At 66.9% G+C, this 26,985-nt stretch carries 19 protein-coding genes; 4 read left to right on the top strand and 15 right to left on the bottom strand.

Features of this window, described 5'->3' with window-relative positions:
* Positions 1–55: 55 nt before the first annotated feature.
* The 13 genes from GH681_RS09635 to GH681_RS09575 form a co-directional block, all read right to left on the bottom strand.
* On the bottom strand, positions 56–793 hold the full coding sequence (locus GH681_RS09635; RefSeq protein ID WP_153161260.1) for an SDR family oxidoreductase: 738 nt from the start codon (positions 791–793) through the stop codon (positions 56–58).
* Positions 790–2,112, bottom strand: a complete 1,323-nt coding sequence (locus GH681_RS09630) for an FAD-binding oxidoreductase (RefSeq protein WP_194271194.1) — start codon at positions 2,110–2,112, stop codon at positions 790–792. Before GH681_RS09630 ends, GH681_RS09635 begins: the two co-directional genes overlap by 4 nt.
* Complete coding sequence (locus GH681_RS09625; protein WP_153161259.1) at positions 2,109–3,542, bottom strand: UbiA family prenyltransferase; 1,434 nt, start codon at positions 3,540–3,542, stop codon at positions 2,109–2,111. The genes GH681_RS09630 and GH681_RS09625 overlap by 4 nt, the downstream gene beginning before the upstream one ends.
* A 70-nt stretch (positions 3,543–3,612) precedes the next feature.
* The gene (locus GH681_RS09620; protein WP_228111853.1) at positions 3,613–4,230 is read right to left on the bottom strand and encodes an SIS domain-containing protein; all 618 of its coding nucleotides are present in this window, start codon (positions 4,228–4,230) and stop codon (positions 3,613–3,615) included.
* Positions 4,223–5,224: an ADP-glyceromanno-heptose 6-epimerase gene (gene rfaD, locus GH681_RS09615; RefSeq protein ID WP_153161258.1), complete on the bottom strand. Its 1,002-nt coding sequence runs from the start codon at positions 5,222–5,224 to the stop codon at positions 4,223–4,225. Before rfaD ends, GH681_RS09620 begins: the two co-directional genes overlap by 8 nt.
* 9 nt (positions 5,225–5,233) lie before the next feature.
* Positions 5,234–6,172 carry a D-glycero-beta-D-manno-heptose-7-phosphate kinase gene (rfaE1, locus tag GH681_RS09610; protein WP_228111852.1) on the bottom strand — a complete coding sequence of 313 codons (939 nt, stop codon included), beginning with the start codon at positions 6,170–6,172 and terminating at the stop codon, positions 5,234–5,236.
* Positions 6,173–6,235: 63 nt separating this feature from the next.
* A complete protein-coding gene (locus GH681_RS09605; RefSeq protein WP_153161256.1) occupies positions 6,236–7,900 on the bottom strand; it encodes a hypothetical protein in 1,665 nt (554 codons plus the stop codon).
* Positions 7,901–7,958: 58 nt separating this feature from the next.
* Complete coding sequence (locus GH681_RS09600) at positions 7,959–10,667, bottom strand: acyltransferase family protein (protein WP_153161255.1); 2,709 nt, start codon at positions 10,665–10,667, stop codon at positions 7,959–7,961.
* A gap of 99 nt (positions 10,668–10,766) precedes the next feature.
* Positions 10,767–13,463, bottom strand: coding sequence for a glycoside hydrolase family 99-like domain-containing protein (locus tag GH681_RS09595; protein ID WP_153161254.1), 2,697 nt, complete (start codon positions 13,461–13,463; stop codon positions 10,767–10,769).
* A 46-nt stretch (positions 13,464–13,509) separates the two neighbouring features.
* A complete protein-coding gene (locus tag GH681_RS09590; protein WP_153161253.1) occupies positions 13,510–16,209 on the bottom strand; it encodes a class I SAM-dependent methyltransferase in 2,700 nt (899 codons plus the stop codon).
* A gap of 3 nt (positions 16,210–16,212) precedes the next feature.
* Positions 16,213–17,565 (bottom strand): ABC transporter ATP-binding protein, encoded by a 1,353-nt coding sequence (locus GH681_RS09585; RefSeq protein WP_153161252.1) that lies wholly within the window; start codon positions 17,563–17,565, stop codon positions 16,213–16,215.
* Positions 17,555–18,373 carry an ABC transporter permease gene (locus tag GH681_RS09580; protein ID WP_153161251.1) on the bottom strand — a complete coding sequence of 273 codons (819 nt, stop codon included), beginning with the start codon at positions 18,371–18,373 and terminating at the stop codon, positions 17,555–17,557. The genes GH681_RS09585 and GH681_RS09580 overlap by 11 nt, the downstream gene beginning before the upstream one ends.
* A gap of 133 nt (positions 18,374–18,506) precedes the next feature.
* Positions 18,507–19,430: a glycosyltransferase family 2 protein gene (locus tag GH681_RS09575; RefSeq protein ID WP_153161250.1), complete on the bottom strand. Its 924-nt coding sequence runs from the start codon at positions 19,428–19,430 to the stop codon at positions 18,507–18,509.
* A 211-nt stretch (positions 19,431–19,641) separates the two neighbouring features.
* On the opposite strand from GH681_RS09575, the gene mnmC reads away from it, so the two are divergent.
* Positions 19,642–21,555 (top strand): bifunctional tRNA (5-methylaminomethyl-2-thiouridine)(34)-methyltransferase MnmD/FAD-dependent 5-carboxymethylaminomethyl-2-thiouridine(34) oxidoreductase MnmC, encoded by a 1,914-nt coding sequence (gene mnmC / locus GH681_RS09570; protein ID WP_153161249.1) that lies wholly within the window; start codon positions 19,642–19,644, stop codon positions 21,553–21,555.
* A 99-nt stretch (positions 21,556–21,654) separates the two neighbouring features.
* A complete protein-coding gene (locus GH681_RS24045; RefSeq protein WP_153161248.1) occupies positions 21,655–22,473 on the top strand; it encodes a glycine zipper 2TM domain-containing protein in 819 nt (272 codons plus the stop codon).
* A gap of 96 nt (positions 22,474–22,569) precedes the next feature.
* On the opposite strand, the gene gltX is transcribed toward GH681_RS24045, so the two are convergent.
* Positions 22,570–23,967, bottom strand: coding sequence for a glutamate--tRNA ligase (gene gltX / locus GH681_RS09560; protein ID WP_153161247.1), 1,398 nt, complete (start codon positions 23,965–23,967; stop codon positions 22,570–22,572).
* Positions 23,968–24,507: 540 nt separating this feature from the next.
* Between gltX and GH681_RS09555 the strand changes: the two genes are divergently transcribed.
* Together GH681_RS09555 and GH681_RS23645 are read left to right on the top strand one after the other, a co-directional pair.
* A complete protein-coding gene (locus GH681_RS09555; protein WP_153161246.1) occupies positions 24,508–25,593 on the top strand; it encodes a hypothetical protein in 1,086 nt (361 codons plus the stop codon).
* A 24-nt stretch (positions 25,594–25,617) separates the two neighbouring features.
* Positions 25,618–26,481: a peptidoglycan-binding protein gene (locus tag GH681_RS23645; protein ID WP_228111851.1), complete on the top strand. Its 864-nt coding sequence runs from the start codon at positions 25,618–25,620 to the stop codon at positions 26,479–26,481.
* Between the two features lie 86 nt (positions 26,482–26,567).
* Here GH681_RS23645 and GH681_RS09545 read toward each other — a convergent pair whose 3' ends face one another.
* On the bottom strand, positions 26,568–26,906 hold the full coding sequence (locus tag GH681_RS09545; protein ID WP_153161245.1) for a P-II family nitrogen regulator: 339 nt from the start codon (positions 26,904–26,906) through the stop codon (positions 26,568–26,570).
* Positions 26,907–26,985: the final 79 nt, after the last annotated feature.

Below are 26,985 nucleotides of genomic sequence, written 5' to 3'. Positions count from 1 at the left end.
GGGTGTCGGCTCGGATTTCTGCAGTTCGGAATTCGGGATGACGGGCCGGCGCGCGTCACATGCTCATCTTGCGGAAGATGCGATCCGGGATGTGGATGATGATGAGCATGATGTAGCGCCAGAACCAGCGGGTGTAGAGCACGCCCTTGCCGGCGTCCATGGCCTTGGCGATGTCGGCGGCCACCTGCTCGGGCGTCGCCACCAGGGGCGCCGGGAGCGGCAGGCCACGGGTCATCGGCGTATCCACGAAGCCCGGCTTGATGGTGGTGAGATTGACGCCGGCCTTGAACAGCCTCGCTCGCAGGCCACCACAAAACGCGGTGACGGCGCTCTTGGCGGAGCCATACAGATAGTTGGACGGCCGGCCGCGGTCGCCCGCCACCGACGAGATCACGCCGATGCTGCCTGAGCCCTGGGCTTCCATCGGGTTGGCCAGATGGGTGAGCAGGCTGATGACCGACAGGCCGTTGCTGGTGAATTCGCGGATCGCCAGCTCGGCGTCCTGCTCGCAGGCTTTCTGGTCCGGCAGGGTGCCGTGGGCGACGAGCACCACATCGACCCGGCCGAGCCAGGCGAAGGCTTCGCGCACGAGGCTGGCGTGGCTTTCGAGGAAGTTCAGGTCGAGCTCGCAGGTGTGCACTTCGGCGCCGCGGGCGGAAAGATCATCCGCCACCTGGCGGAGCTTGTCGGCGCTGCGGCCGACGAGGTAGAAGCGCGCCCCGCCCTCGCACCAGCGCCGGGCGCAGGCAGCGGCAATGGCGGACGTGGCGCCGACGATCAGGATGTTTTTCATGCTTGGGTGACTCGTTTCCAGAAACGGGAGCACAGGGCCGGATCGCGCAGGGCTTCGAGCTGTGTCCATTGGGGGTAGCAGGCGCGGAAGAACTCGCCGCCCATGTGGGCGTCCTTGGCCGGGTAGATGCGTCCGCCGGCGGCGCGCACGATGGCGTCGAGGTTGGCGAAGAGCTTCGCGGTGGCGTCGCCGTGCTCGGGGAAATCCAGGGCCAGCGTGGCGCCGGCCTCGGGGAAGGACAACAGACCCGGCGAGGCCACGTCGCCGAAGCGCTTGAGCACCGCCAGAAAGGAGCCGCTGTGGGCCGCGGCGATGGCGTCCAGCATGTCGCCGATGGCTGCGCCGCCGGCGGATTCCGGGATCACGCACTGGTACTGCTGAAAGCCCTTGGGGCCGTAGATGCGGTTCCAGTGGAGGATGCGGTCGAGGGGGTAGAAATACGGCTCGTAGCCCACCCGCCCCGGGTGCCGGCCGGGCTTGGCGGCGTTGTAGTAAAAGTGGTTGAAGACCCGCAGCGACACCGAGTTGATCGCCGAGATGGGCGGCACCAGCGGCACGCTCAGTTTGGGCTTGTCGTCGTAGGCGAGCCCGCCTTCCGGCGCGTGGTCGCCGACCATGTAGATGCCCCGCCCTGCCGACGCGCCACGGGCGGCGCAGTCGATCCAGGCCACGGCGTATTCGTGCTGGCCGTCGAGCTCCCGCGAGAGGGCGAAGAACTCGTCCAGCGAGTCGAAGCGGATGTTCACCACATCGACGAGGCTGCTCTTGATGGGCATGAGCTGCAGCTCGACCCAGTCGATGATGCCGGTGAGCCCGAGCCCGCCGATGGTGGCGGCGAAGAGGCCGTCGGCATCGCCGGGCGCGACCTCAAGCCGGCCGCGATCCGAGCGCACCAGCCCGAAGCGCCGTACGTGGCAGCCGAAGCTGCCGCGCACGTGGTGGTTCTTGCCGTGCACGTCGTTGGCGACGGCGCCGCCGAGGGTGGCGAACTTGGTGCCAGGCGTGACCGACAAAAACCAGCCGCGGGGAATCGCCAGCCGCAGCACTTCGTCGAGCGTCACCCCGGCTTCGGCGCGGATGATGCCGGTCTGCCAGTCGGTGCTGATGAAGCGGTCGAGGGGGCGCAGATGGAGCACCTGATCGCTCGTCGCGAGGCAGCTGTCGCCGTAGCTGCGGCCGTTGCCGAAGGGTAGCAGCGTGCCGTGCTCGGCCGAGACGCGGGCAAGCTCGCCCGGCAGCTCGGACCGCCAGCCGATGCCGTGGCCGGTCTGCGGGAAGCGCGGGTAGCGGCCCCAGGAGCTCAGCTTGCCGATGCTCATCGGGCCATCCAGAAGATCACGCCGAACAGCACGCCAACCACCAGGCTCACCTTGTCCTTGATCGCGAAGACCACCGGGTCGTCGTGCATCTCGCCCCGGTGGGTGAGCATCCAGGTACGCGACACCCAGAACAGCAGCAGCGGGCAGGAGAGCCAGATGAGCTCAGGGTGGCGGTACAAGGAAATGGTGTGCGCATCCTGGATGTACAGGGCCAGCACCATCACCGACAGGTAGCCGGATGCGGCGCCGAGGGACGACAGCATCTCGAGATCGGACGGGTAGTAGCCGCGCCCGCGGGCCTTGGCCTCCTTGCCCTTCTTGCGGGCATCCACCAGCTCGGCGTAGCGCTTGACCAGCGCCAGGCTCAGGAAGATGAACATCGAGAAGGCCAAAATCCAGAAGGTCAGATCGAGCCCGAAGGCAAAGGCGCCGCCGACGATGCGGATGGTGTAGAGCATGCCGAGGGCGATCACATCGACCATCATCACGCGCTTGAGCACCAGCGAATACGCCAGGGTGAGCACGTAGTAGCAGGCCAGGGTGGCGGTGAATTTCCAGGGCAGCAGCCACAGCGCACCGCCAAAGGCGGCAATCAGCAACAGCGGCGCCACCGCCAGCCCGGCAAACACCGACAGCTTCCCGGCGGCGAAGGGCCGGTTGCGCTTGGTGGGGTGATGACGGTCGTCGGGCAGGTCGAGCAGATCGTTCAGCACATACACGCTGGACGCGCACAGGCCAAACACGAAAAAGGTGAGGATGCCCCGCAGCACCAGATCGAGGTGGCCGACCTGATGGGCGGCCAGCAGCGGCGCGAAGACCAGCAGGTTCTTCATCCACTGGTGGAAGCGCAGCGCCTTGGCCCAGGTGAGGAGCACATTGCCGCGGGTGTCGATCACCCGCTCGACATTGCCCTGCCCTTCGGCCAGCCGCACCACCGCCTTCGAGGCATTGACCACCCAGGCCTTGCGCGAATGCTTCCAGACCGGCAGATCGACCGACGAGTTGCCCATGTAGTCGAAGCCCTTGTCGCCATAGTCGGCGATCAGGCGCTCGGCCTTGCGGCGGGACGAGAGGTTTACATCTTCGGTGCCCAGCACCCGGTCGAAGATCTGCAGGTGCTCGGCGATGCGCCGGGCGTAGCTGATGTGGCTGGCGGTGGCGAGGACAACCTGCCGCCCCTTGGCCTTCTCCGCCTCGATGACCGCCAGCACCGCCTTGTTGTAGGGCAGGCAGGTGACGTCGAGGTCCACTTCACTGGCGATGCGCGCCTTCAGCCCGATCTTGCCCCCCGACGCCAGCCAGCCCACCGGCGCCAGCGCCCGCAGCGGATTGGCGCGGACGAAGGCCAGCCCGGCTTCGACCAGCAGGTCGGAGTCGAGCAGCGTGCCGTCGAGGTCGACGCAGAGGGGGATGTTCGCGTCGTCGCTCATCGCATCCCCTCGAAATCCAGCAGGCAATTCAAATGTACGGCTCTCCATACCGGTGCGGCGCCGGGCGCCGTCACGCGTAGTTCCGGGGAAAAAGCTGGCGCTCGACGATCTCGATCAGGATGTGTATCACCTTGATGTGACACTCCTGGACCCGGTCGGCAAACGCGCCAGCGGGCGTGCAGATGTCGAAGTCGCAAATCTGGGCGAGGGGCGAACCCGGCCGGCCGTGCAGGCCGATCACCTGCATGCCCCGGGCCCGCGCGGCCGCCACGGCGTTGAGCACGGAAGGGCTCGAGCCGCTGGTGCTGATGGCGAGCAGGAAATCGCCGGCGCGACCGTGGCCCTCGACGTAGCGGGCGAAGACCCGGTCGTAGCCGTAGTCGTTGCCGACGCAGGTCAGGTGGCCCACATCGCTGATCGCCGCGGCACCGAGGGCCGGGCGATCCTGCCGGTAGCGGCCGGAGAGCTCTTCGGCGAAGTGCATCGCGTCGCACATCGAGCCGCCGTTACCGCACGAATACACCCGCCCGCCAGCGTCCAGCGCCTTGGCCAGCGCCGAGCCGGCCCGGGCCACCGCGGCCACCACGGCCGGGTTGTCGAGCATTGCGTCCAGGGCCTGCCGCGCCTCGCGCAGGCTGGCCATCACCACTGATTCCATGGCTCCCATGTTGCTAGCGGCCTCAGGCATTTCGGGCGCCAAGCCAATCCACGTACTGCGCCACACCGTCTTCGACGGTGGTCATCGGCGCCTCGTAACCGGCGGCCCGCAGACGGGTGAGGTCGGCCTGGGTGAAGGCCTGGTATTTGCCCTTGAGGGCTTCGGGGAAGGCGACGTATTCGAGCACGCCCTGCTCCCGCAGCTCGACCAGCGACAGAGGTGCCTCGCCGGCGGCACGGCGGCAGCCATTGGCGGCCGCCACGGCCACATCATTGAAGCTCTGGGCGCGGCCCGAGCCCAGGTTGAAGATGCCCGACTTGCCCGGGTTGTCGAAGAAGAACAGGTTGACCTTGGCCACGTCGCCGACGAACACGAAGTCGCGCATCTGGCCGCCGTCCGGATAGCCGTGGGAACCCTCGAAGAGCTTCACCTTGCCTTCGGCGCGGAACTGGTTGAAGTTGTGGAAGGCCACCGACGCCATGCGGCCCTTGTGGGATTCCCGCGGGCCATAGACGTTGAAGTAGCGGAAGCCGACGATCTGCGAGGTGGCCCCGGCCGCCAGACGCTGGCGCACGATCTGGTCGAACAGGAACTTCGAGTAGCCATAGACGTTGAGCGGGCCTTCGTACTGGCGCTCCTCCTTGAACACCGTGCTGGCGCCGTAGGTGGCGGCACTGGAGGCATACAGGAACTGCGCGCCCTGGGCCTGGCACCAGTCGAGCAGCGCGAGGGAGTACCGGTAGTTGTTCTCCATCATGTAGCGCCCGTCGGTCTCCATGGTGTCGGAGCACGCGCCCTCATGGAAGATCGCCGAGACCTTGCCGTCGAACTCGCCGGCCTTGAGGCGGGCGAGGAAATCCTGCTTGTCCAGGTAGTCGACGATGTCGCAGTCGATGAGGTTCTTGAACTTGTCGGCCTTGGAGAGGTTGTCCACGGCGATGATCTTCGTCAGCCCGCGCTCGTTGAGGGCCTTGACGATGTTGGCGCCGATGAAGCCGGCTGCGCCGGTAACCACGATATGCATGTTGTTCCCTTACAGGGCCGCCGCGAGTTCTTCCCGCGAGACGACGGCCGTTCCCAGTTTGCCGACGACGATGCCCGCCGCGACGTTTGCCACCCGGATGGCTTCTGCCCAGTCTGCGCCCGACCCCAGCATGGCGCCGAGGGTGGCGATCACCGTATCGCCGGCGCCGGAGACGTCGAACACCTCCCGCGCCTCAGCCTTGTGGCTGACCACCTGATCGGCGGTGAAGAGCGTCATGCCCTCCTCGCTGCGGGTGAGCAGCAGCGCATCAATGCCCAGCTCGGCACGCAGCTTGTGCGACTTGGCGACGAGTTCCGCCTCGGACGACCAGTCGCCAACCACCTCGCGCAGTTCGGCGCGGTTGGGGGTGATGACGGTCGCGCCGGCGTACTTGCTGTAGTCGCCGCCCTTCGGGTCGACCAGCACCGGCTTGCCGGCGGCGCGGGCGATGCGGATCATCTCGCCGATGTGGGCGAGGCCGCCCTTGCCGTAGTCGGACAAAATCACCACATCGCTCTCGGCCACCCGCTGGGCAAACTCGGCGAGCTTGGCCTGGAGGATCTCGTGGGACGGCGTGGTCTCGAAATCGATGCGCAAGAGCTGCTGTTGCCGGCCAATGACCCGCAGCTTGACGATGGTGTCGAACTCCTGGTCTTCCTTGAGGGACGCCTCGATGCCGCCTTCGACGAGCAGCCGACGGAGGATCGACCCCGCCTCGTCGCAGCCGATCACCGACAGCAGGGTGGTCTGCGCGCCCAGGGCCGCCGCATTGCGCGCCACGTTGGCCGCCCCGCCAAGACGCTCCTCGGTGCGCCCCACCTTCACGATGGGCACCGGCGCCTCGGGGGAAATCCGGTTCACCTCGCCAAACCAGTAGCGGTCCAGCATCACGTCGCCAACCACCAGCACCCGGCAGTTGCGCGGCTCAAATTTTGAACAGGTCTGCACCCCTATCCTTTCGAATTGCATACATGCCGGAGTTCCGCATCAGCGGAACCGACCATAGCGTCATTATTTTACAGACTTCCGCGCATCCTCGGCCTTGTGCATGGCCTCGAAGTCCGCCGCGAAATCCTTGAGGTGGGCACTCAGGTAGTGGTCGCCATCCCGCGATGCGCCGTAGGACCACCCCATCAGGCGCTCGGCGAAATCGCCCGCCATCGGGTCAAAAGCCCGGCGCAGGTCGTTGCCGATCTGATACACCCACCAGACTCGGACGATGGCCGCCTTTCGATCCGGATAGCGCTCCTGCCACGCCAGGAGCGTCGGCGGCATGTCGACGTAAGGCTTGACCGCCTCGGGCACCGCGTGAGGATCACCAAACACGCCGAGGCGGTTCGATTCGAGAAACTCGGCATTCCTGCGGACCAGCCCCGCGTCACCGAACAGCAGGCTGGCGAGGACGAAGTCCGGCGCATCACGGAACTTAAGCAGCGTCGCGGCCGACAGGCCCTGGCTGCGCCGCCAGTCGATGCCCTTGAGCACGGCGTCGTAGGTGGATGCGAAGGTGGCCACCACGACCATCGCCGGGAACAGCGCGGCACCGAGCCCGATCAGGCCCCGGCCCGCCACGGCGGCGTCCCGGCGCAGGAAGATCGTCAGCGCGCCGAAGAAGGTCATCAGCGAATAGGCGGTGTAGTGGGGATCGCGGGCTGCGCCAGTGCCGAACTTGGCGCGGCCGATGGCCACCAGCAGCACGAACACCAGCCCGAAGACGATCAGCGCCACCGGCAGCGCGTAGCCCGCCTTGTCCTGGGCGGCCAGCGCCTTGATGAGGGCGAGGCCCACGAAGACCAGCATCACCGCCCCGAAGCCAGCCACGCCCAGCACGCCCACATCGCCCAGGAAGGCGCCGTGGATGCCCACGAAGATGTAGCCGAAGGCACGCATCGAGAATTCACCGCCGCCGCCCGCACCGCCGCCGCCCTTGAGCAGCCAGACGGACACGAAGGCGCCACCGGCCAGCACCGCCGCCACCATCCACAGACGGCTGATGCGGCTGCGGAAGAAGGCGCCGAGCTGATAGCTCTCGCGCACCAGCAGATACACCGCTGCCGCCAGCCACACGATCACCCCCTGGGTGGACGTGAAGCTCGCCAGCAGCGCACTGGCCGCCGCCAGGGCCACCCACTGCCCGGCGCCGGCACGGCCTTCAAGGTTCTTGGCCCGATGCAGGCACGCCAGGGTGATCGCCAGCAGCAGGGTGACCAGGAACCACGCGGTCTGAAACCCCCACAGCAGGTTCTTGTGCTGGGACAGGGAGAACCAGATCAGCGACGACAGGGCCAGCCACAGCGGCCGGCGGTCTTCCGGCACGCTGCGCCACAGCGCGGCGGCCATGATGCCGAAGGCCAGGGCCTGGATCAGCACGCCCGACACCAGCTGCAGCTTTGAATCGAAACCGCTCAGCAGCAGTTGCAGGCTGCCCACCAGGAAGGCGAAGCCGATGAGGTGCTCGTTGTGCTTGCTGAGGGCGAGATCCCACCAGTTCATCCGTCCGGCGTAGATCTCGCGGAAGCGAGCCAGCAGCTCCCATTCATCCCAGAACGGAACATTCACCCCGAAGGCCAGCACGAAGTACAGGCACAGCAGGAAGGCCAGCCCGACAACGGCGCCAGCGCCGACCCATTGTGCACGACCGGGATAAGCGGTCACAGCCAGGTTGTTTTCAGTCATCAATTCACCTCACCACGATTTGCCCGGTGGAAGCCTGCCGGTTCATTCATCAGCACCATCACTTGGCGTCGTGCAGCCGGACGTAAAGGTCTGCATGGGGCCCAAGGATGTCCTTCTCGTACTGGCTGCCAGTCAGCGCGTTGTTGCGTGCAAACATGAGCAGGTTCTTGCCCACGTCCGGCTGGCTCGGCGGGAAAGCCCGCTGCAGGTCGCCGTGGGTCTGGTAGATCCGCCACAGGGCGGTCAGGCCGTCGGCGGTGGCCGGCTCGCGGCTGATCCAGCCAGCGAAGTCGTCCGGCAGCTTCAGCAACGCACGGGCGTCGACCGGCAGCCGGTCGGTACACAGGGGCGCCAGGACGTCACGGTTCTTGGTCAGCAGGAAGAAGCTCCAGTCGGCCAGGCCGCTGGCCGAGGTTTCAAGGTAAGGGTCGTCCTGCTGATCACACGCCACGGCCATGCCGAAGCCCCGGGCGGTGATCTGCTCGTTGAAACGCCCCGTGGCGTACGGAACCGCCATCACCACGCTTGCCACGACACCGGTCTGGGCGAACAAGGCAAGGCCGCGCGCCGCGAGGGATGCGCCCGTCTCGAAATAGCGGGACGCGAGCAGCACGATGCCCGCCAGCACCGGCACCAGCAGCGGCGCTGCGTGGAAACGGTCGAGCGCCCACACGATGCCGAACTTGTAGCGCGCCAGCGTGAAACCGACCGCCATCAGCAAGGCGCCTGCCACCAGCACCACGCCCGCCCGCTCGATCGGCCGGGCTGCCTGCCGACGAACGATGGCGGCCACTGCCAGGCCAAGGGCGACAGCCAGCACCAGCGCGCCGAGCACCCAGGTGCTGCGCGTGCCGCGCACACCGAAGACGCCACCGAACAGCTGCGCGAAGTAAAGGATCAAGCCGCCTACCCCATCGTTCATCAGCCCGCTCACTTCACCGGTGCTGGACGTCAGGTAGGCCGAAACCACCGCGAATGCCATCAGGAAGCCGCCGGCCCGGCCATAACGCCCGGGGCCGCCGAAGAGCAGGAAGTGCAGGCCGGCCAGCACCCACAGGAAACCGCCTTGTCCGGTGGACATCGTGCCCAGCAGGCACACCGCGGCGACCCACGGAACCGCCCGGACACCACGGAATTCCACCAGCGCCACGTTCGCCACCAGGGCCAGGCTGACCATGAACAACCCGAGCTCGAAAGGCCACACCAGGTGGTTCATCTGGATCGGATGCAGGAAGACGACCATCAGCAAGACGGGCGCAACCCATCTCACGAGACGGCTGTTGCTGTCGGACAGCACGAGGGCCGAGAGGAGCAGCCCGCAGGCGGCCGCGATGAGCAGGTTGAGCCCCACCAGCAGGTTGAAGCTGACCCCGAAGACCTTGAAGAGCAGCACCGTGACGAGGGCCTGGAAGCCGACCGGGTGCGGTCCGTTCTTGAGCGTCAGCACGTCACCAATGCCCAGTTCGCCGGTGATGAAGAGCCGACGAAACCAGTCAACGAGGAGGAAATCGTCCGCCTGAGGCCAGTCGAAGGCGCGGGAGATGACCCACGCCAGGAAGACCCCGACCAGCAGGACGGGCAGCGCGAGCGGCTTCCAGTCGAGCCGGAGCGGCAGACGACGCTCATCGACAACCACCGGCTTGCGGACGCGCGGCGGTGCGGCAACGGGCTCTGGCTTGGGCGCGGCAACAGCCGGCACGACCGGCGACGGAGCAGGCTCGGGGAGCACGTCCGCGGGCGCCTCCGCCACCGGCAGGACGGCCTCGACATCGGCAACCGGCGTCTTCAACCGCTCACCGCCGAGCAGCACGCGGCGCAGGTATTCGAGAAGAGGCTGTTCCACGAATCGGTGAACCATCACGCCGACAGCCACCGACGCCCCCACCAGCACCAACAGCGTGAGCGGCCACTGTGCCTTGATCGCCTCAGCGGAGACGTCGTTACGCTTGAGCGTCTCGAGGATGAACTCGATGACAGTGATATGCACGAGATAGACGGAGTAGCTGGCGTCCCCCAGGATCACGGCAAAACGACGACGGAAGAAAGGCGAGCGCTCGTGGGCGAACAGACCGATCACGAGCAGCAGGCTCGGCACGCCCCAGGCAAGCACGCGGTCGATCCCGTTCGAGGTGTAGTTGAGGCTGAAGATGACGAGCGCCGCCACGGCGCTGGCCGTCCCGAGCTTCGGATCGATGACCATCCGGCGCTTCAGGAACAGGTGGGCAAAGATCAGACCAAACACGAACTCGAAGCACAGACGGCTATCGAAATGGACACCCGTCTTGCCCGGCACCGGGATCAGCACCAGCGACACGCAGCACATCACCAGCGCACAGAGGGCGGCGGCGTTCTTTCGGGCAAAGGTGAAGATCGTGCCAAAGACCAGATAGAAGAACAGCTCATAGCCCAGCGTCCAACCCGGGTAGTAGATCGGGTGCCAGCCGGTCCCGAAATCCGGCCACAGCAGCATTGAGCGCCAGAATGTCTCGGACTGGGGCAGGTCGTTCCACTCGAGGAACTTGAAGCCCAGGTAGGCAAAGGTCGCCAGCCAGTACAAGGGCAGAACCCGGATGAAACGCTTGGCGAAGAACGCATAGGGGGTCGTCTTTTCTCCGGTGGAGAAACCGATGACGATCCCGCTGATGATGAAGAACACATCCACGCCGGCCGCACCCACGCTGATCTGGGTGCCCGTAAAGCCGAGGGCGTGGTGGATCACCACGCCCACGCTGGCGATGAACCGGAGGAAGTTGATGGAATAGAACATGGCCGATCCTGTCTCTGCAGTGCCTTCAGGCGACCCCGCCACGTCCGGCTGGGGGCCGTGGCGGGAAACCTCGAACGGGGAAAATGGCGTCCTCGCCGCTCAGCGGCCCAGAGGATGGCCCACCGCTCGGGCAGTCGCCTCCAGATAGGCCCGGCCAAACTTCAGGTCGGGTTCCAGATACGAACCTTCGGCCCACTCGTTCCAGGCGTTCACGAACACCAGCCGCTCCTCGCCGACAAACTTGCGGCGGGCATCTTCATAGCAGTCGCGCATCCAGCGCTCGTAGAGCTCCGGCGTCACGTTGTGGTAGATCGTGGCGCGGTTGCCGTGGCGCGGGGTGTTGTCCCAGGCCAGCATCGGGTCGCGGTAGCGCTTGTACGGAACCGGCGGGCGGTTGCAGTAGTAATCGACGATCTTGCGATAGTCGAAGATGCGGCCGACGAAATCCGGCGACACCTTGAGCGGGCCCAGGTCGTCGAGCTTGAGCTCGTCCGGCAGGATGAAGGTCGGCACCTCGTAGGAGGCGTCGAAGCCGATGGAGTCCGGCGTGGTGAAGGGGTCGTTGCTCTCGCAGCGCAGCAGGTACAGATCGCCGAAGCCGGCCTTGCGGGCTTCGTTGCGCCACAGCTCGGCGGTCATCGCCGGATCGGGGAACAGATCGGTGCGATAGACGATCAACAGCGGCTTGCCGTCGACGCGGATGTAGCGCGGGTCTTCGAAGGCCGGGAAGAGGTTGCGGATGAAGGCGAGGTCGTCTTCCGGGCAGTGGTTCTGCGGGACGATGATCTCCTTCGACATGCCGTCCCAGCGGCGGGTCCAGTTTTCGTTGGCCCAGCAGAAGCAGAAGGGCATGTCCGGCTTGCGGCTGCGCAGCATCTGGTCGAGGGGCTTGTTGAGCAGGCGCCGGCCGTTGAACCAGTAGTAGTAGTAGCAGAAGCCATGGATGCCGTGGGCCTTGGCCAGCTCGGCCTGGTGCTCCATGACTTCCGGCAGGCGCAGGTCGTAGTAGCCGAGCTCGCCCGGCAGGCGCGGCTGGTACTGGCCTTCGTAGAAGGCACCGGACTTGCCCACGTTGCGCCACTCGGTGAAGCCCTTGCCCCAGGCGTGGTCGTTCTCGGGGATCGGGTGGTACTGGGGCAGGTAGAAGGCGATCAGGCGCGGATCGACATCCTGGCTCGCCGTCGGCTTAACAGGGTCAACCACCGAGACGGACGCGACGGGCGCAGCGGCGCCCTCGCCCAGCCCCTTCACCACCGCGTCGCGCACCGGCTCGTAGCCCAGCGCAGCGGCTGGGCCATCGGAGTTGCGGGCGAAGATGATGTTCTTTTCCTTGCCGAAATCGCCGCTGTAGGGGTTGTAGGTCTTGAAGCGCTGGAGCTGGCCGATGAGGATCACCGAGCGGGTGCCCACCGCGTTGGCGAAGTGGCCGGGGCCGCTCTCGACGCCGACGAACAGCGCGGCGCGGCGGATGATCTCGGCGGCCTCCAGCAGCGTCGTGCGGCCGCAGAAATTGTGGTAGCCCTTGGGCACGTCGTGGATGTTCGGCGACAGGCCGATCTCGACCACGTCGTAGCCCATCTCGATGACTTCGAGGGCGAGGCGCTTCCAGTTGGCGAAGTTCCAGTCCTTCTCGTCGGCGTTCGACTTGGTGTGGAAGACCACGTAACGCTCGGGCAGGCCCAGGCCGTCGACGGTGGTGCGGGCCACCTCCGGGATGTAGATGCGCGGCGCGTCGTCGGGCACCTCGAGGCCGGCGCCCTTGGTCATGGCCTGCAGCAGGTTGCCGTGAACAAAATGGGTGTCGCCGGTGATGGTGAGATCACCCTCGGTCTTGTTGAGGGGAATCCGGCAGCTCTGGCAGATGCGGCCGTTCACATGCAGGTCGACGATCTTGTCGAACGCCCCGTGGGAGCGCCACTTGATCCAGTCGGTCAGGCAGTCGACGGCGATGGTGTTGTCGATCTCGGGATGGTTGTCGATCAGCTCGCGGAAGATGTCGCGCACGACCCACGAGATCTCGGCATCCGGGTACTGCTTGCGCAGGTGACGCACCACCGGCTCGCAGGCCACGATGTCGCCGAAGTGCTCGACGAGGCCGATGCCGATGTGCATGCGTTCGCTCTTGCCGGCGCTCTTCATCCGGCCGTGGCCGAAGCTCACCGCCCCGCCGCCGCTGCGCCCTTCGGACTTGCTGCGGCCGATGCCCTGACGGGCGAAGGCCAGCTGGGTGCCCACGTACTGGCGCATCTGGGCGCCGCTCTGGGTGGAGATGAGCTCCTGCACCGCCAGGCGCACCGAGTGCGAGCCCTTCAGGCGCCACAGTTCGGCCACGTCGCGGCCGAAGCGCCAGTACAGGCCCGGGTTCTTGATCGCCCGGCGCACGTAAGGCCGCGCCGCCGAGGCAGCGGCCGCCACCCGCGAGGTGCGCCGCAGCTTGAGGGCGCCAAGACGGAACTTCGCCTCGCAGTTGGTCGGATCGACCCGCAGCGCGCGTAGCGGGTAGTGGAAGAACAGGAACAGGCTGCTGCGCCCGCCCACGGGCAGCGGCATCAGGCAGGTCTTGCTCTCGCTGAAGCCCGAACCGTCGTCCCAGAACAGCTGGGGCCGGCGGGCGTTCTCGATGAACTCGAGTTCAAGCTCGATGTGCACCCAGCCCTGCAGGCCGCCCTGGCCATTGGCTTCGAGATCCACGTAAAGCTGGGGATCGTCACCGACCGACGTCCAGGTGCCCGACGCCTCGTCCTTGACGAGGTCGTTGGTCGGTGTCAGCGGAAGGTTCATCCAGACTTGGGACATTTTGCGACTCTTGAAGAATTGAATGGGGTGATCGGTCGGGCCGCGCTCAGCGCCCACCGGAAGGTTTGGGCGTCAGGCCGAGCGCGGAAGCGGCGCGCCAGACGCGGGAGTTGACCACTTCGGCGTGTCGGCCCTGCCAGACGCGGGTTTCCTCGTCGGCGGCGGCAACAGCCGCCGTGAGCGCGTCGATGTGCGCAGCCTGATCGGCAAGACGCATGTCCCGCTCTGCGGCTGCAACATCCAGGCGGCCGATGCTCGCGTCCCGCTCGGTGATTGCGGCCTCGAGGGTGCGGATCGTTGCGTCCCGCTCGGCCACGAGGCCTTGCAGGAACTCGACGGCCGCCTGCAGTTTCTGGGCCTCGGCGGCACGCTCCACGGCGAGCCGCTGGGTTTCCTCCAGCGCTGCCTGGGTCTGATCGAGCCGGGTCGACAGCGCGGCGGTCTCATCGACGCGGGTTGCGGCAAGCCGCTGGGCATCCTCGAGGGCTGCCTGGGTCTGATCCAGCCGCGCCGCAACGGCAGCGGTTTCGGCGTTGCGGGCGGCCGCCAGCGCCTGGGCTTCTTCCAGCGCCGCCTGGGTGCGATCCAGGCGGCCCGTCAGATCGGCGATCTCGTCGGCCCGCAACCGGGCGAGGTTCTGGATCTCTTCGAGCGCCGCCTGGGTCTGATCGAGCCGGGCGATCAGTTCGTGCTGGTCGCCACCGCGCTGACGGGCCAGCGCCTGGGCGTCGTCGAGGGCGGCCTGCAGATGTTCGACCTGAGCGCCCCGCGCCTCTGCCAGCGACTGGGCCGTGGCGAGGGCCTCGCCGTGACGGTCGAGATCGGCCGAGAGCTGACTGACGCGGGCCTGGAGCTCGCCCAGGGCGCTGCGCAGGGAGCGCTGGGTGACCCCGCCAAGCAGACGTGCAACGGTCATCCGCTCGTCCGGCCGGTGGCTGGTCACCGCGCGGATGGCGTTGCCCAGGCGGGTGGCGCCGTCGGCGATCTCGACGAGATCGTTCATCGCAAAAATGAAGGGCTTGCTGCGGTTGCCGACAAACTCCAGCGCATCGGCCTGCAGGCAGCGGAAGGCGGCATCGAGCCCGGCCTGCCAGCGGGCCACGGCCTGGTCGGCGCGCCCTTCGCGGAAGGCCAGCACACCGGCGCGCAGGGCGGCGTCGGCCTGCTTGGTACCAAGAGTGGGCGTGATGTGCAGCACGTCGGCGTCCACTACCGCCTGATAGGCGGCATCGGCGCCGGCCGCATCGCCTCGGGCTTCGAGGAAGCGCGCGCGCAGGTAATCCAGCGACACGCACCAGCGACGCACGTGGGGGTTGGCGTCGGCGTGGCCGGCGTCGAGATAGGCACCGACCCGGGCGAGCCAGGCGTCGGCAGCCGCGCCTGCCGGGCCGGCGTCTTCGAGAATCCGCCAGCCGGTGACAGTGAGCCCGGCGCCCAGATCGGCGGAGCCAGCGCGGGCGCCGGCCACCACGGCCTGCGCGAGGGCCAGCAGCGCGGATTTGTCGCGGATGCGCCAGGGCAGCTCGACCATCGCGTGGACCAGCCACGGGCGGTCGTAGTGCTCGGCAAAATCGACGAGGTGAGTCTTGCCTTCGAAGCCGGCGTGGATGCTTGCGTCGTAGGGCCGCGGAGTGTCGGCCAGGGGCGACTTGCTGGCGCACACCAGCCACCATTCGCCTTCGGTGGCGGCAGCGGCATCCAGCCCGACGGCGTCGAGCTTGCGGGGCTGGGGGCGCCAGACGCGGTCAGCGCCGGTCTTGCAGCCGCTGGCGGTGAGGCTCCAGGCGGATTCGACCACGAAGTGCGCGGCGAGCTCGTCACGCACCCGCGCCCAGTCGTACACGTGCAGGTGATGGGGGTTCGGGTCTTCACCCGTCTCGTCGGCCCAGTCGTTGGGCACGCTGACGAAGATCCGCCCACCGGGCTTGAGCACGCGGTCGAAGGCCGCCAGCAGGGCTTGCGGGTCGGTCACGTGCTCCAGCGTTTCGAGGGACACCACGAAATCGACGGAGGCGTCCGCCACCTCGTCCAGCGCTTCGGGCAGCGAGCCGCAGCGGAAGTCGACGCGATCACTGGCGTAGTTGCGCCGGGCGAAATCCACGGCCCAGTCGGAGAGATCGATGCCGGTGATCCGCGCCGCCGGCGACAGGCTGGCCAGCACGTGGCTGCCGTAGCCGAGGCCGCAGGCGGCGTCGAGCACGGTGTCGCCCGGACGGACCAGTGTTGCCGCCAGCTGGTAGCGCACCACGTGGGCGTCAGAGCGCACGCCGGCTTCGCGGAGCATGTCGCTGTGCAGGTCACGCTCGCGCTTCGCGCGGTCGGGCGTGTCGCCGTCGGCAAACACCGGCGGCCGGAAATCGAACAGTGCCCAACATTCGGTGTTGCTGGCGTCGAGCCGGGCGTAGCCGAAGAGTTCGGTGGTGGCCGGGTGCTTGATGTAGCCATGGCCGATCATCGCCGCCTCGACCCGTGCCCGCAGTGGCGCGGCGCCGTCGGTGGCGGCATCGCGACACACCACGAAGGCCGGATGGGTGCCGGCATCGGCGGGGATCACCTCGCCACGGACCAGCTCATCGAGCGTGGTGACGATCACCCACGCATCCCGCGGGCCGTCGCTCGGGCAGGCCATGCCGCGGGCGGCGAGGCGTCCGGCGAGCGCAGCAGCATCGCCCGCCAGCCCGACGCGGCACACGCCCAGCGCGTTGAAGACCGCTTCGCCCAGCGAATCAAGGTAATCGGCAGTCATCATCTACTTGGAAAACGCGTAGTTGAGCTGGATGTCGCAGACACCGCCATACCAGCGCTTCAGTCGGTCCATCGCCACGTTGAAGAAGGCTGCTTCGTCCTTCCAGTGCAGCATGCGCTGGTAGCCGGGCATGAACATCTCTTCCTCGCAGACGTAGGCCTGCACCTCGTAAAAACCTTCGCCCAGCAGGCAGCGGAAGCTCATGTCCACGACGAACACCTCGCCCGCCTCGAACTGCTTGTGCCACACGCCCTCGTAACCCGGGTTGCCCTGGGCGGCATTGAGATCAGCCGCGAAGGTGCCACCGGAATACACCTTGACGCCCTCGCGGTTGCGCAGGCGGATGCCGAAGGACAGGCGGGTCTGGGGCTTCACGAAGTGATAGGTGACGCTGACCCGGATCTCGTCGTCGGGGTGCACGGTGCCAAGCGAAGGGCTGCCGTTCACGAAGACATCCACACGCTTGATGTAGGCGTCGAAATCGCCAAAGGAGGATTTGTCCTCCACCACCTCGGGCACCGGCGCCACGGCATCGGCGGATTCGGCCGGCGCTTCGGGCGGCGGCTTGTGGGTGCTGGCGTAGCGGACTTCCTCTTCGTGGAGGCGCCGGCGATATTCGAGGACGATCTCGGACGACGGCCCGATGGCCCGGCAATGGCCGCCATCGAGCAGCACCGAACGGGACGTGAGGGTGCGCACCACTTCCTGGTCGTGGGAGACGAACAGCAGCGTGCCACCACTCGACAGGAAGCGTTCGAGCCGCTGGTAGCAGCGCTTCTGGAACAGCGCGTCGCCCACCGCAAGGGCTTCGTCGACGATCAGGATGTCCGGCTCCAGCTGCACCTGCACCGCAAAGGCGAGACGCACGAACATCCCGCTGGAGTAAGTCTTGACCGGCTGGTCGATGAACTCCCCGATGTCGGCAAAGCCGGCGATGTCGTCGAAGCGGGCCTCGATCTCGGCCTGGCTGAAACCCAGCAGGGCGCCGTTGAGGAAGACGTTCTCGCGGCCGGTGAACTCGTGGTTGAAGCCGGAGCCGAGCTCAAGCAGCGCGGCGATCCGCCCGCGAGTCTCGACCCGCCCTTCCGTGGGCGACAGCACGCCGGTGACGATCTGGAGCAAGGTGCTCTTGCCGCTGCCGTTCTTGCCGACGATGCCCACCGACTCGCCCTTTTCAAGCTCCAGCGAGATGTGGCGCAGGGCCCAGAAGTCGTGGGCGTAGTGCTTCGGGTGCAGGCCCAGCAGGCGATGGGCCTGGGGCAGGATGAACTGCTTGAGGCGGTCCCGCGGATTGGCGTAGGTCTGGTAGCACTTGCCCACGTCGTCGAGGGTCAGGACGACGGATCTAGATGACATCGGCGAACCCCTTCCGCGTCTTCTGGAACCACGCAAAACCCAGCCACGCCACCAGCGTGCTCGCCGTCAGGCTGGCGCCGAGCAGCGCCCAATCGGGCTCGCGCCCCCAGATCAGCACATCCCGGGCACTCTCGATGGCCGGCGTGAGCGGATTGAGGTTGAGCAGCGGACGGAACTCCTCGGGCAGGGCGGTGACCGGAAAGAAGATCGGCGACAGGAACATCAGCGCGGTGGTGAGGATGCCGATCAGCTGCGACACGTCACGCAGGTACACCCCCAGCGAGGCGAGGAACCACGACAGGCCCAGCGTGAGCAGCACCAACGGCAGCAGCACCACGGGAAACAGCAGCGCCGTGATGCCAGGCACCCCGAACAGCGGCACGTAGAACAGCAGCCACACGCCGAGGCTGATGAGCATGTGAAAGACCGATGAGCCCAACGCCACCCACGGCAAGATCTCCAGCGGAAAGATCACCTTCTTGACGTAATTGGCATTGGCGAGGATCAGACCCGGCGCGCGCGTCACGCACTCGGAGAACAGGCCGAACACCAGCATCCCGGTGAACAGCACCAGCGCGAACTCGGTCTTCGAGTCGCTGCCCGCCCCCCAGCGCGCCTTGAACACCACGCTGAAGACGAAGGTGTACACCGCCAGCATGAACACCGGATTGAAGAAGGACCACAGGATGCCGAGCATCGAGCCCCGATAACGGCCGATGACTTCCCGCTTCACCAGCGCGGCAATGAGGGCCCGGTTTCGGACCACGGAGGCGATCAACTCGCCCGGACTGATCGAGAAAGCCCGCATCAGCAGCACGCCTCCGCAGCGCTTCCCGACAACGCGCTATTTACCAAAATCAAACCCACAGCAAGAATCCGTTTTCTTTCTTGTATCGCAGCAGCCCGCATCAGGCCGCGCGTCCCTTCAATTCGTACGGCGCTCAGAGCCGCCCCAGCAGTGCCAGCGCAAACAGGCTGAGGCTTCCGCGCCATGTCTGGCGATACACGCCCGCGCGCAAAAACCCAGCCACACGCGGCACCAGCCACCGGCCGCGCCCCCCCTCGAATGCCGCCAGGCAAGCCCGACTGTCGGGCGTGAGGCTATCGGACAGCCTCGCCAGCGCCCGCAGGTTGCCGTCGTGCCATTTCTGCTGCCCACCGCCCAGTGCCCGGAGCATCCGGCTCGCCATGGCACCCCAGGTGAAATTGCCACCGATGACATTGCCTTCATGCTGACGGTAAGACAGTGATGGGCAGGCATCATACCTGACCACACCGCCACACCCCGAGACGACGAGGTAGATCCACCAATCGTGCACTGCCACATTCACGTCGGCGCCGGCCTTCATCAGAAGGCGCCGCGCGGCCGCATTGAAGACCATCGTGTTGCCCCCCGCAATGCTCTGCACAAGGGCATTGCGGAAGGCCGGCGGCCTTGCAAACAGCGGCGACAGACCCAGCTCGCGGCCATCCCGATCCACCAGCCGGACCCGCCCGCAGTAAAGCGCGGGCACCGACTCCGGCACGGTTTCGAGCCAAGCCAGGGCACGCTCGAGCTTGTCCGCATCCCAGATGTCGTCCTGATCGGCGAAGGCGAAGTAACGCGCGTCGATATCGGCACGGCACGCCAAGTGCAGGAAGTTCGCCACGAACCCACCCTTCGGCCCCGCATCGCACTGCACGCGCCCGGAAAGCGCTCCCGCGTAATCACAGAGCGCATCGCGCATGACAGTCGAGGAGGAATCGTCGGAAATCCAGAGTTTCCAGCCGGTGACGGTCTGGGCAATAATGGATTCGAGTTGGCGCCCGAAGAATTCCGGCCCCTCGTAGGTGCCCATCAGGATGGCCACGTCGGGCCGGGTCATGCCGGCATCCTTTCGCGCAACGTCCGAACGCTCAACCCACCGAAGCAAGCACAAACAACCAACGCCAGAGCCCCCGAGTTCCAGATTCCTCCGGCACTGATGGCCGGCCGCATGCAGCCTTGCAAAAACCTGTCAAATTTATCACGAACCAGCCTGCTGCGGCGCACCAAAAGCGTACCCGCCGCCCGACCCTCCTCCCCAAAGACTGCTCATGTTTCACCCCATCGTCCCCGCCCGGATCGTCCTGACCGACGACAACACACCTTACTCGCCCACCTATGACGACGTCTATCACACCACCTCGGGCGGACTCGGGCAGGCGCGACAGGTCTTCCTGGATGGCAACAGGCTTCCTTTGCGCTGGATCGGGCGCGAGCGCTTCACCATCATCGAGACGGGCTTTGGCCTCGGCCTGAACTTCCTCGCCACCTGGGACGCCTGGCGCAGCGATCCGGCGCATTGCGCGCAGCTCCATTTCGTTTCGGTGGAGAAGCACCCCTTCTGCGCCGACGACCTGGCACGCCTGCACGCTGCCTGGCCCGAACTCGCCCCGCTGGCCGGCGAACTGCACCGCCACTGGCCGGCGCTAACGCCGGGCGTACACCGGCTGCATCTGGACGGCGGACGGGTCGTGCTGACGCTCATTTTTGGCGATGCCGTCGACGCGCTGCCCCAGTTGCACGCGGCAGCCGACGCCTTCTTTCTCGACGGCTTCTCACCCGCGCGCAATCCAGACCTGTGGTCGCCGACCGTGTTTGCCCAGCTCGCCCGACTGGCCGCATCGGGAGCCACGCTGGCAACCTGGTCGGTTAGCGGCAATGTCCGCCGTGGTCTTGAGACCGCCGGCTTCGCGCTGGAGCGGCGCCCGGGCTTTGGCGGCAAGCGCGAGATGCTCACCGGCCACCGCGCGGATGCCCCCGCCGCCGACATGATTCAGCCCCGCCGGGCGCTGGTGATCGGTGCCGGAGTCGCCGGAACATCGGTAGCCGAACGCCTCGCCGCCCGCAGATGGCAGATCACCGTGATCGACGAAGCCGACGGCCCCGGACAGGGCGCCTCGGGCAACCGGGCCGGCGTGTTCCGCCCCCTGCCCAGCCTCGACGACAACCGCCTCGCCCGCATCACCCGGGCCGGATTCCTGTACGGCCGGCATCACCTCGCCCGCCTCGCCGAGGCCGGCCACCCGGTGCGCTGGGCGCCCACCGGCGTGCTCCATCTGGCCCGCGACGACAAGCAGGCCGCCAAGATGCAGGCCGTCGTCGACACCCACCAGTACCCCACCGACTACCTGCGCTTCGCCGATCGGGACGAGGCCTCGCGCCTCGCCAACTGGCCGGTGGCGCAGGGTGGCTGGTGGTTCCCGCAGGGCGGCTGGATCCAGCCGCCGACCCTGTGCGCGGCCAATCTGGCGGCGGGCGGCGACCGCATCACCCCCCTGTTCGGGCGCCGTCTGGCCCGGCTCGAACGGCGCGGCGACGACTGGCTCGCCCTCGACGAATCCGGCGCCGAGATCGCCCGGGCGCCGGTGATGGTGCTCGCCAACGGCGTCGGTATCCGTGCCATCCCCGAAGCCGCCAGCCTGCCCGTTCGGCCGGCCCGCGGCCAGGTATCGCATCTGCCCGCCACGCCCGGCAGCGCGCCGGAGGTCGTGGTGTGCCGGCTGGGCTACGTGAGCCCCGAGGTGGACGGCATCCGCTGCGCCGGCGCCACCTTCATCGCCGACGACGATGGCACCGAACTGCGTGAGGCCGAGCACCGGGAGAACCTCACCAAGCTGGACTTCATCCTGCCCGGCTTCTCCGCCCCCTTCGATCCGGCCAGCCTCGACGGCCGGGTGGGCTTCCGCCCCGCCTCTCCGGATCGCCTGCCGATGGTCGGCGCGGTGCCGGCGGTGGCAAACGCCGAACGGACCACGCCACTGGCCGACATCCCCCGCCAGCCCGGGCTGTTTGCCGCGACCGGCTTTGGCGCCCGCGGGCTGGTGTGGGCAAGTCTGGTGGGCGAGCTGCTGGCCAGCCAGATCAATGGCGATCCGCTGCCCCTGGAGCGGGATCTCGTCGATGCGCTGGACCCGGCCCGCTACCTGCTCAAGCCGCCGCGCCCTGGCGCCGGCAGCGAGGAATAGGCCCCGCGTCATTCCGGATGATTTTGTAAGCGGCCATTGCCGCGGTGCGCCATCCCCGGGCTGCAGCGTTAAGCTGTGAACTCGAACGGAGAACCCACCATGAGCACGACCCCGAACAAACCCGGCCTGCACCCGATGCTGTGGGTGGCCGCCGCATCCGTCACCGCCGTCAGCCTGGCCGGCGTCGCCAAGCTGGCGGGCGTCCTGCCTGATTTCAGCAAGCCCGCCGCGCCCGAAAGCGTGGCGACCGCCCCGGCGCAGCCCATCAAGCCGATCGAGGCGCCCCCGCCCATCGCCGCCGCCGAGCCCGCTCCGGCGCCGGCGCCCGTGGTCGAGACCAAGCCCGAGCCGCCCGCGGCCAAGGCAGAGCACGTCGCGCCCGCCCCGGCCAAGACGGCGCCCCCTAAACCCAAGCCCCATCCCAAGCCAGCCCAGGCCGCCGTCATCGGCGATCCGCCGCCGGCCGACGCAGTGCCTGCACCTCGCGACGCACCGCCGCCGGGTGAACACGCCGGCCGCCGGGTGGCGGATGCGCCTCCTGCGCCGCCCCCCGTCTGCCGCGACTGTGGCGTGATCGAGCACATCGAGGCGATCCAGCAGAAGGGTGAAGGCAGCGGCATCGGCGCGATCGGCGGGGCGATCCTCGGCGGCGTGCTGGGCCATCAGGTGGGTGAAGGCTCCGGCAAGCAGATCGCCCGCATCGGCGGTGCGGTGCTGGGCGGCCTGGCCGGCAACGAGGCCGAGCGCCGCTACCGCACAATCAGCCACTACCAGATCACCGTGAAGCTCGAAGACGGCACCCGCCGGGTGATCGAGCAGCAGAGCGCGCCGGTGTGGCGCGTGGGCGACCCGGTGCGGGTGCGCAACGGCCAGATCGTCGCCGGCGCAGAGCAACCCCGCCGCAGCACGGACTTCTGATCCTCCCCCGGCCAGCTCGCAAAGCGGCCGCCCGAAGTAAAAAGCGCGACCCGAGGGCCGCGCTTTTTACTTGTCGAACGCCTGCCGACGCCGGGCTTACAGCACCCGATCCAGCCGCGCCAGCACCAGCTCGCGGCCCATGGTTTCGAGCACCGCGTCGATGGACGGCGTCTGGGGCTGACCCAGCAGCGCGACACGCAGCGGAATCGCCACCTGGGGCATCTTCATGCCGTGGGCGGTGCAGGTTTCCTTGATCGCGCCGCTCAGCAGCGCCTTCTCCCAGGCCACGTCGGCCAGCTTGCCGCGCAGGGTGGCGAGCGCGGTGCGGGCGGCGTCGGTGAGATGCTGGGCGATGAGCTCGGGCGCCGGGTGCAGGTCGATGTAGAAGGGCTCGGCGGCGTCGGCGAGTTCGACGAGGGTGGACACGCGATCCTTGTACAGGGCGATCAGCGCCTCGAGCGCCGGGCCGGTTTCCGGATCGACACCGCGCTGGGCGAGCCGGCGCGACACATCCGCGGCCAGCCGGGCGTTGTCGGTCTGCTTGATGTAGTGGGCGTTGAGCCACTTGAGCTTTTCGGTGTTGAACTGGGCGGCGGACGGGGTGATGTGGTCCAGGCCGAACCATTCCACCAGCTGCTCGCGGGAGAAGATCTCGTCGTCGCCGTGGCTCCAGCCCAGGCGGGCCAGGTAGTTGATGACGGCTTCGGGCAGGTAGCCGTCGTCGTCGTACTGGGTGACGCTCACCGCGCCGTGGCGCTTGGAGAGCTTCTGGCCGTCGTCGCCGAGGATCATCGACAGGTGGGCGTACTGGGGCACAGTGGCGCCCAGGGCCTTGAGGATGTTGATCTGGCGCGGGGTGTTGTTCACGTGATCGTCGCCGCGGATGACCTGGGTGATGCCCATGTCCCAGTCGTCCACCACCACGCAGAAATTGTAGGTGGGCGTGCCGTCGGCGCGGGCGATGATGAGGTCGTCCATCTCGGCGTTGCCGATCTCGATGCGGCCTTTCACCAGATCGTCCCAGGCGACCACACCGTCAGTCGGGTTCTTGAAGCGGATCACGGGCGACACGCCGGCGGGCGGCTCGGGCAGCTCCTTGCCCGCCTCGGGACGCCAGCGGCCGTCGTAACGGGGCTTCTCGCCGCGGGCGCGCTGGGCCTCCCGCAGGGCGTCGAGCTCTTCGGGCGGCATGTAGCAGGGGTAGGCGGTGCCGGCGGCCAGCATCTGCTGGATGACTTCCTTGTACCGGTCCATCCGCTGCATCTGGTAGAACGGGCCTTCGTCCCAGTTCAGGTCGAGCCAGCTCATGCCGTCGAGGATGGCCTGGACGGCTTCGGGCGTGGAGCGGGCTACGTCGGTGTCCTCGATGCGCAGGATGAAGGTGCCGCCGTGACGACGGGCGTAGGCCCACGAGAACAGCGCCGTGCGCGCCCCCCCGATGTGCAGGTAGCCGGTGGGGCTGGGGGCGAAGCGGGTGCGGACGGTAGAAGCCATGGCGGAGATCCGGGTGAAGACGAAAGCCGCGATTCTATCAAAAGCCCTCACTCGCAGAGGACTCCAGCCCGGCAGACCCGGAACCACGTGCCTCAAAAAATTAGGATGCGATTAGCGTATCCGACATCTATATTCAAAACACCTCACTAATTCCAAACCGCTAGAGGGAGACTCGCAGGATGTACAGGCTTGTGTTACCCCTACTCGTCGCATTTATCACCGCTGGCTGTGCGAGTGTCCGTATTGACTCCCCTTCAGGTGAAGTCCGGCTTGAGCATCGGTGGGGCGTTTTGAGCGTGGTCGTAGACGGGCCTACAACGAGCCATGTCGCCGAAATACAAGGCTTGGGCATCACCTCGACACCGATGGGCTGGAGCGCTGGTATCACGCGGCAGAGCTGGGCTTCCCTCGGGCCGGAATGCAGGCTGGTGATCTGGGTTAGCGAGGCCGAACATCTCGAAGCAGCCAGACGTCTGCAAGCGTCCACCAACGGGGTCTGTGTCGTGAGCCCCAACACCCACTGACAGGAGGAAACACATCATGAACACAGCCCCACGTCTGATCGCACTCTTGCCCGTTCTCGGTCTATGCGCCTGCGCTTCATCGGGAACGCCACTGATCTTCGGCAGTGCCACAACCTTCGGCATGTCAGTCAACGCCACGCCCGACACCCAGGGCTTCGATTTCACGCTCGGATACAAGGACAAGAATCTCGCCATCGTCCCGGTGGCCGTAACGACGGATGGATCGGTTCAGGAGATCACCGCATGGTCCAAGACCTGCAGCGACAAGCGCGATGCGCTTTCTGTCTTCGGCCAGTTCACCAGCAAGGGCGACTGGGCGCTCCTCGGCGGGAGCAGCACCGACGCGACTGCAGCAAAGAGCCAGAAAGGCCATGTCAAGCTCGATCGCTTCTTCGCGACCGGCATCGCGGCGTCGCACTTGGCCAACGGCTATCGGAGGGGCTTGGCAAACACAGTCCCGGCGGACAACGACGAATGTGACAAGAAGGAAACGGCCAACTCAGCCCCTGCGCCGGCCGCAAAGCCCAAGAACACCTCAACAACCGAGCACACCGCCAACAAGCAAACCAACGCCACAAACGAGGGCCAGAAACCGCAGCCACCCTCAGCCCTGGGAAAGCCTCCAGAACAACACCATGTCCGCCGCCTCGTCTATGGCCAGAGCATGACCGTGGGGATCGGCATCAGCGTTCAGACGACAACATCCGAGCAGGGGCCGAACTTCACCATTGGCTACTCGGGTCGCGACATCGCAATCATTCCGACAATGGACTGGAACGCCAGCGGTGGCAGTGCGCGACTCACGGCGCGTGACCAGACCGGCGTCGACGGGCAGTCGACTACAAGCAACGGAGTCGATGGCAAGCCGATGGAAAACCCGGAGGATTCGCGGGAAGTGGACGCGTACTCGGTCTTTGGTCAGTTCAGCGCATCCACCCAGACGCAGTCAATCGACTACGGCCTGAGCCGCTTCTTCTCGACCGGCCTTGCCGCACGCAACCTAGCCGACGGATTTGAGGCGCTCATTGAGCGGCAATTGAAGACCGACAGCGCAACCGCCAAAGCCAAGGACGACAAGAAGCCTGCCGACACCCAAAAGTAGCAATCCACCCTTGAGGAGCGAGCCATGAAAAAACAGAAAACCACGCTGGCCACCGCCGAAAGCAGCGCAGGCTGGCCTAGCCAGGCCGGATGGCCGCAACAACCCGGTTTTCCAAGCCAGCCGAGCTGGCCCAAGAACATCAACAGTACCCTCAGTCCGATCGAAATACCCGTCGCCCTGCAGAAAGACGGTCAGGAGATCACCGGCACTGACATTCTCGAACTCGCCTTCAAGCACGAAGGCGAGCAATACATCCTCGGCGCCCGCGCGCCAATGAGCGACGCCGGCTGGAAGGGGCCGTGGGATTGCGCCGAGTTCGTATCGTGGTGCGTTTACCAGCGGGCGGGCATCCTGTTCGGCACCGAGCCCCGTCACGACCCCCTCCACGCCGACGCCTACACCGGCTACTGGGCGCAACAGGCCAGAGCAGCCGGCATCACGGTGCCGGTCGCCGACGCGCTGGTCACCGCTGGCGCGATCCTGCTGCGCTACCCGCTGCCCGGCGCCATCGGCCACATCGCCTTTTCCGATGGCGCGGGCGGCACGATCGAGGCCCACAGCAGCAAGACTGGCGTGATCCGTGGCACGGCCAGCGGCCGGCGCTGGGACGTGGGGGTGATGATTCCGGGCATCCGCTACTACCGCGGCGACGAGGACATTTCGCCCACACCACCCGCCAAGGTGATCCGCCTAACCCAGCCGCTGACGCGCGCGCCTCGGGTCACGCAGGTCCAGGAACGCCTAAACGTACTTGGCTACGCCGTGGGGCCGGCGGACGGCATCTACGGGCCCCAGACGGCCCATGCGGTGGCACGCTTCCAGGCCGACCAAGGACTCGTCGCCGACGGCGAAGTCGGTCCGACGACTTGGAAGGCGCTCAAGCTCTAGGCTCCGGCGCGCCCTCGCGGGGCGCCGGAAAGCAGAAGGCCCGGTGCATGACCGGGCCTTCTGCCTTGGGCTGATCTGTGTGCAGATCAGATCGCCGATTCGTTGGTCTCACCGGTGCGGATGCGGACGACCTGCTCGACCGGCATCACGAAGATCTTGCCGTCGCCGATCTTGCCGGTGCGGGCGGCCTTGACGATGGCGTCCACGGCCTGCTCGACCACGTCACCGGCAACCACCACCTCGATCTTGATCTTGGGCAGGAAATCCACGACGTATTCGGCGCCGCGGTAGAGCTCGGTGTGACCCTTCTGCCGGCCAAAACCCTTCACTTCGGTGACGGTCAGGCCGGTGATGCCGACTTCGGACAGGGCCTCGCGGACTTCATCCAGCTTGAAGGGCTTGATCACGGCTTCGATTTTTTTCATTGGCGGTCTCCAGGAAACGATTCTGCATTCTAGCCCGAAAGGCCGGCCCGGGGCGTGCCTGGCCGGGCCATCGGGATGC

It is taken from the genome of Zoogloea sp. 1C4 (assembly GCF_009469605.1).
GTDB classification, from domain to species: domain Bacteria; phylum Pseudomonadota; class Gammaproteobacteria; order Burkholderiales; family Rhodocyclaceae; genus Zoogloea; species Zoogloea oryzae.
The sequence above is the reverse complement of the archived record's forward strand: the minus strand, read 5'-3'. Positions and strand labels throughout refer to the sequence as shown.

What these genes read in the sequence shown, in the direction of transcription:
- GH681_RS09635 (WP_153161260.1), bottom strand. Translation starts at nt 793, where the DNA reads ATGAAAAACATCCTGATCGTCGGCGCCACGTCCGCCATTGCCGCTGCC.
- GH681_RS09630 (WP_194271194.1), bottom strand. Translation starts at nt 2,112, where the DNA reads ATGAGCATCGGCAAGCTGAGCTCCTGGGGCCGCTACCCGCGCTTCCCG.
- GH681_RS09625 (WP_153161259.1), bottom strand. Translation starts at nt 3,542, where the DNA reads ATGAGCGACGACGCGAACATCCCCCTCTGCGTCGACCTCGACGGCACG.
- GH681_RS09620 (WP_228111853.1), bottom strand. Translation starts at nt 4,230, where the DNA reads ATGCCTGAGGCCGCTAGCAACATGGGAGCCATGGAATCAGTGGTGATG.
- rfaD (WP_153161258.1), bottom strand. Translation starts at nt 5,224, where the DNA reads ATGCATATCGTGGTTACCGGCGCAGCCGGCTTCATCGGCGCCAACATC.
- GH681_RS09605 (WP_153161256.1), bottom strand. Translation starts at nt 7,900, where the DNA reads ATGACTGAAAACAACCTGGCTGTGACCGCTTATCCCGGTCGTGCACAA.
- GH681_RS09600 (WP_153161255.1), bottom strand. Translation starts at nt 10,667, where the DNA reads ATGTTCTATTCCATCAACTTCCTCCGGTTCATCGCCAGCGTGGGCGTG.
- GH681_RS09595 (WP_153161254.1), bottom strand. Translation starts at nt 13,463, where the DNA reads ATGTCCCAAGTCTGGATGAACCTTCCGCTGACACCGACCAACGACCTC.
- GH681_RS09590 (WP_153161253.1), bottom strand. Translation starts at nt 16,209, where the DNA reads ATGACTGCCGATTACCTTGATTCGCTGGGCGAAGCGGTCTTCAACGCG.
- GH681_RS09585 (WP_153161252.1), bottom strand. Translation starts at nt 17,565, where the DNA reads ATGTCATCTAGATCCGTCGTCCTGACCCTCGACGACGTGGGCAAGTGC.
- GH681_RS09580 (WP_153161251.1), bottom strand. Translation starts at nt 18,373, where the DNA reads ATGCGGGCTTTCTCGATCAGTCCGGGCGAGTTGATCGCCTCCGTGGTC.
- GH681_RS09575 (WP_153161250.1), bottom strand. Translation starts at nt 19,430, where the DNA reads ATGACCCGGCCCGACGTGGCCATCCTGATGGGCACCTACGAGGGGCCG.
- mnmC (WP_153161249.1), top strand. Translation starts at nt 19,642, where the DNA reads ATGTTTCACCCCATCGTCCCCGCCCGGATCGTCCTGACCGACGACAAC.
- GH681_RS24045 (WP_153161248.1), top strand. Translation starts at nt 21,655, where the DNA reads ATGAGCACGACCCCGAACAAACCCGGCCTGCACCCGATGCTGTGGGTG.
- gltX (WP_153161247.1), bottom strand. Translation starts at nt 23,967, where the DNA reads ATGGCTTCTACCGTCCGCACCCGCTTCGCCCCCAGCCCCACCGGCTAC.
- GH681_RS09555 (WP_153161246.1), top strand. Translation starts at nt 24,508, where the DNA reads ATGAACACAGCCCCACGTCTGATCGCACTCTTGCCCGTTCTCGGTCTA.
- GH681_RS23645 (WP_228111851.1), top strand. Translation starts at nt 25,618, where the DNA reads ATGAAAAAACAGAAAACCACGCTGGCCACCGCCGAAAGCAGCGCAGGC.
- GH681_RS09545 (WP_153161245.1), bottom strand. Translation starts at nt 26,906, where the DNA reads ATGAAAAAAATCGAAGCCGTGATCAAGCCCTTCAAGCTGGATGAAGTC.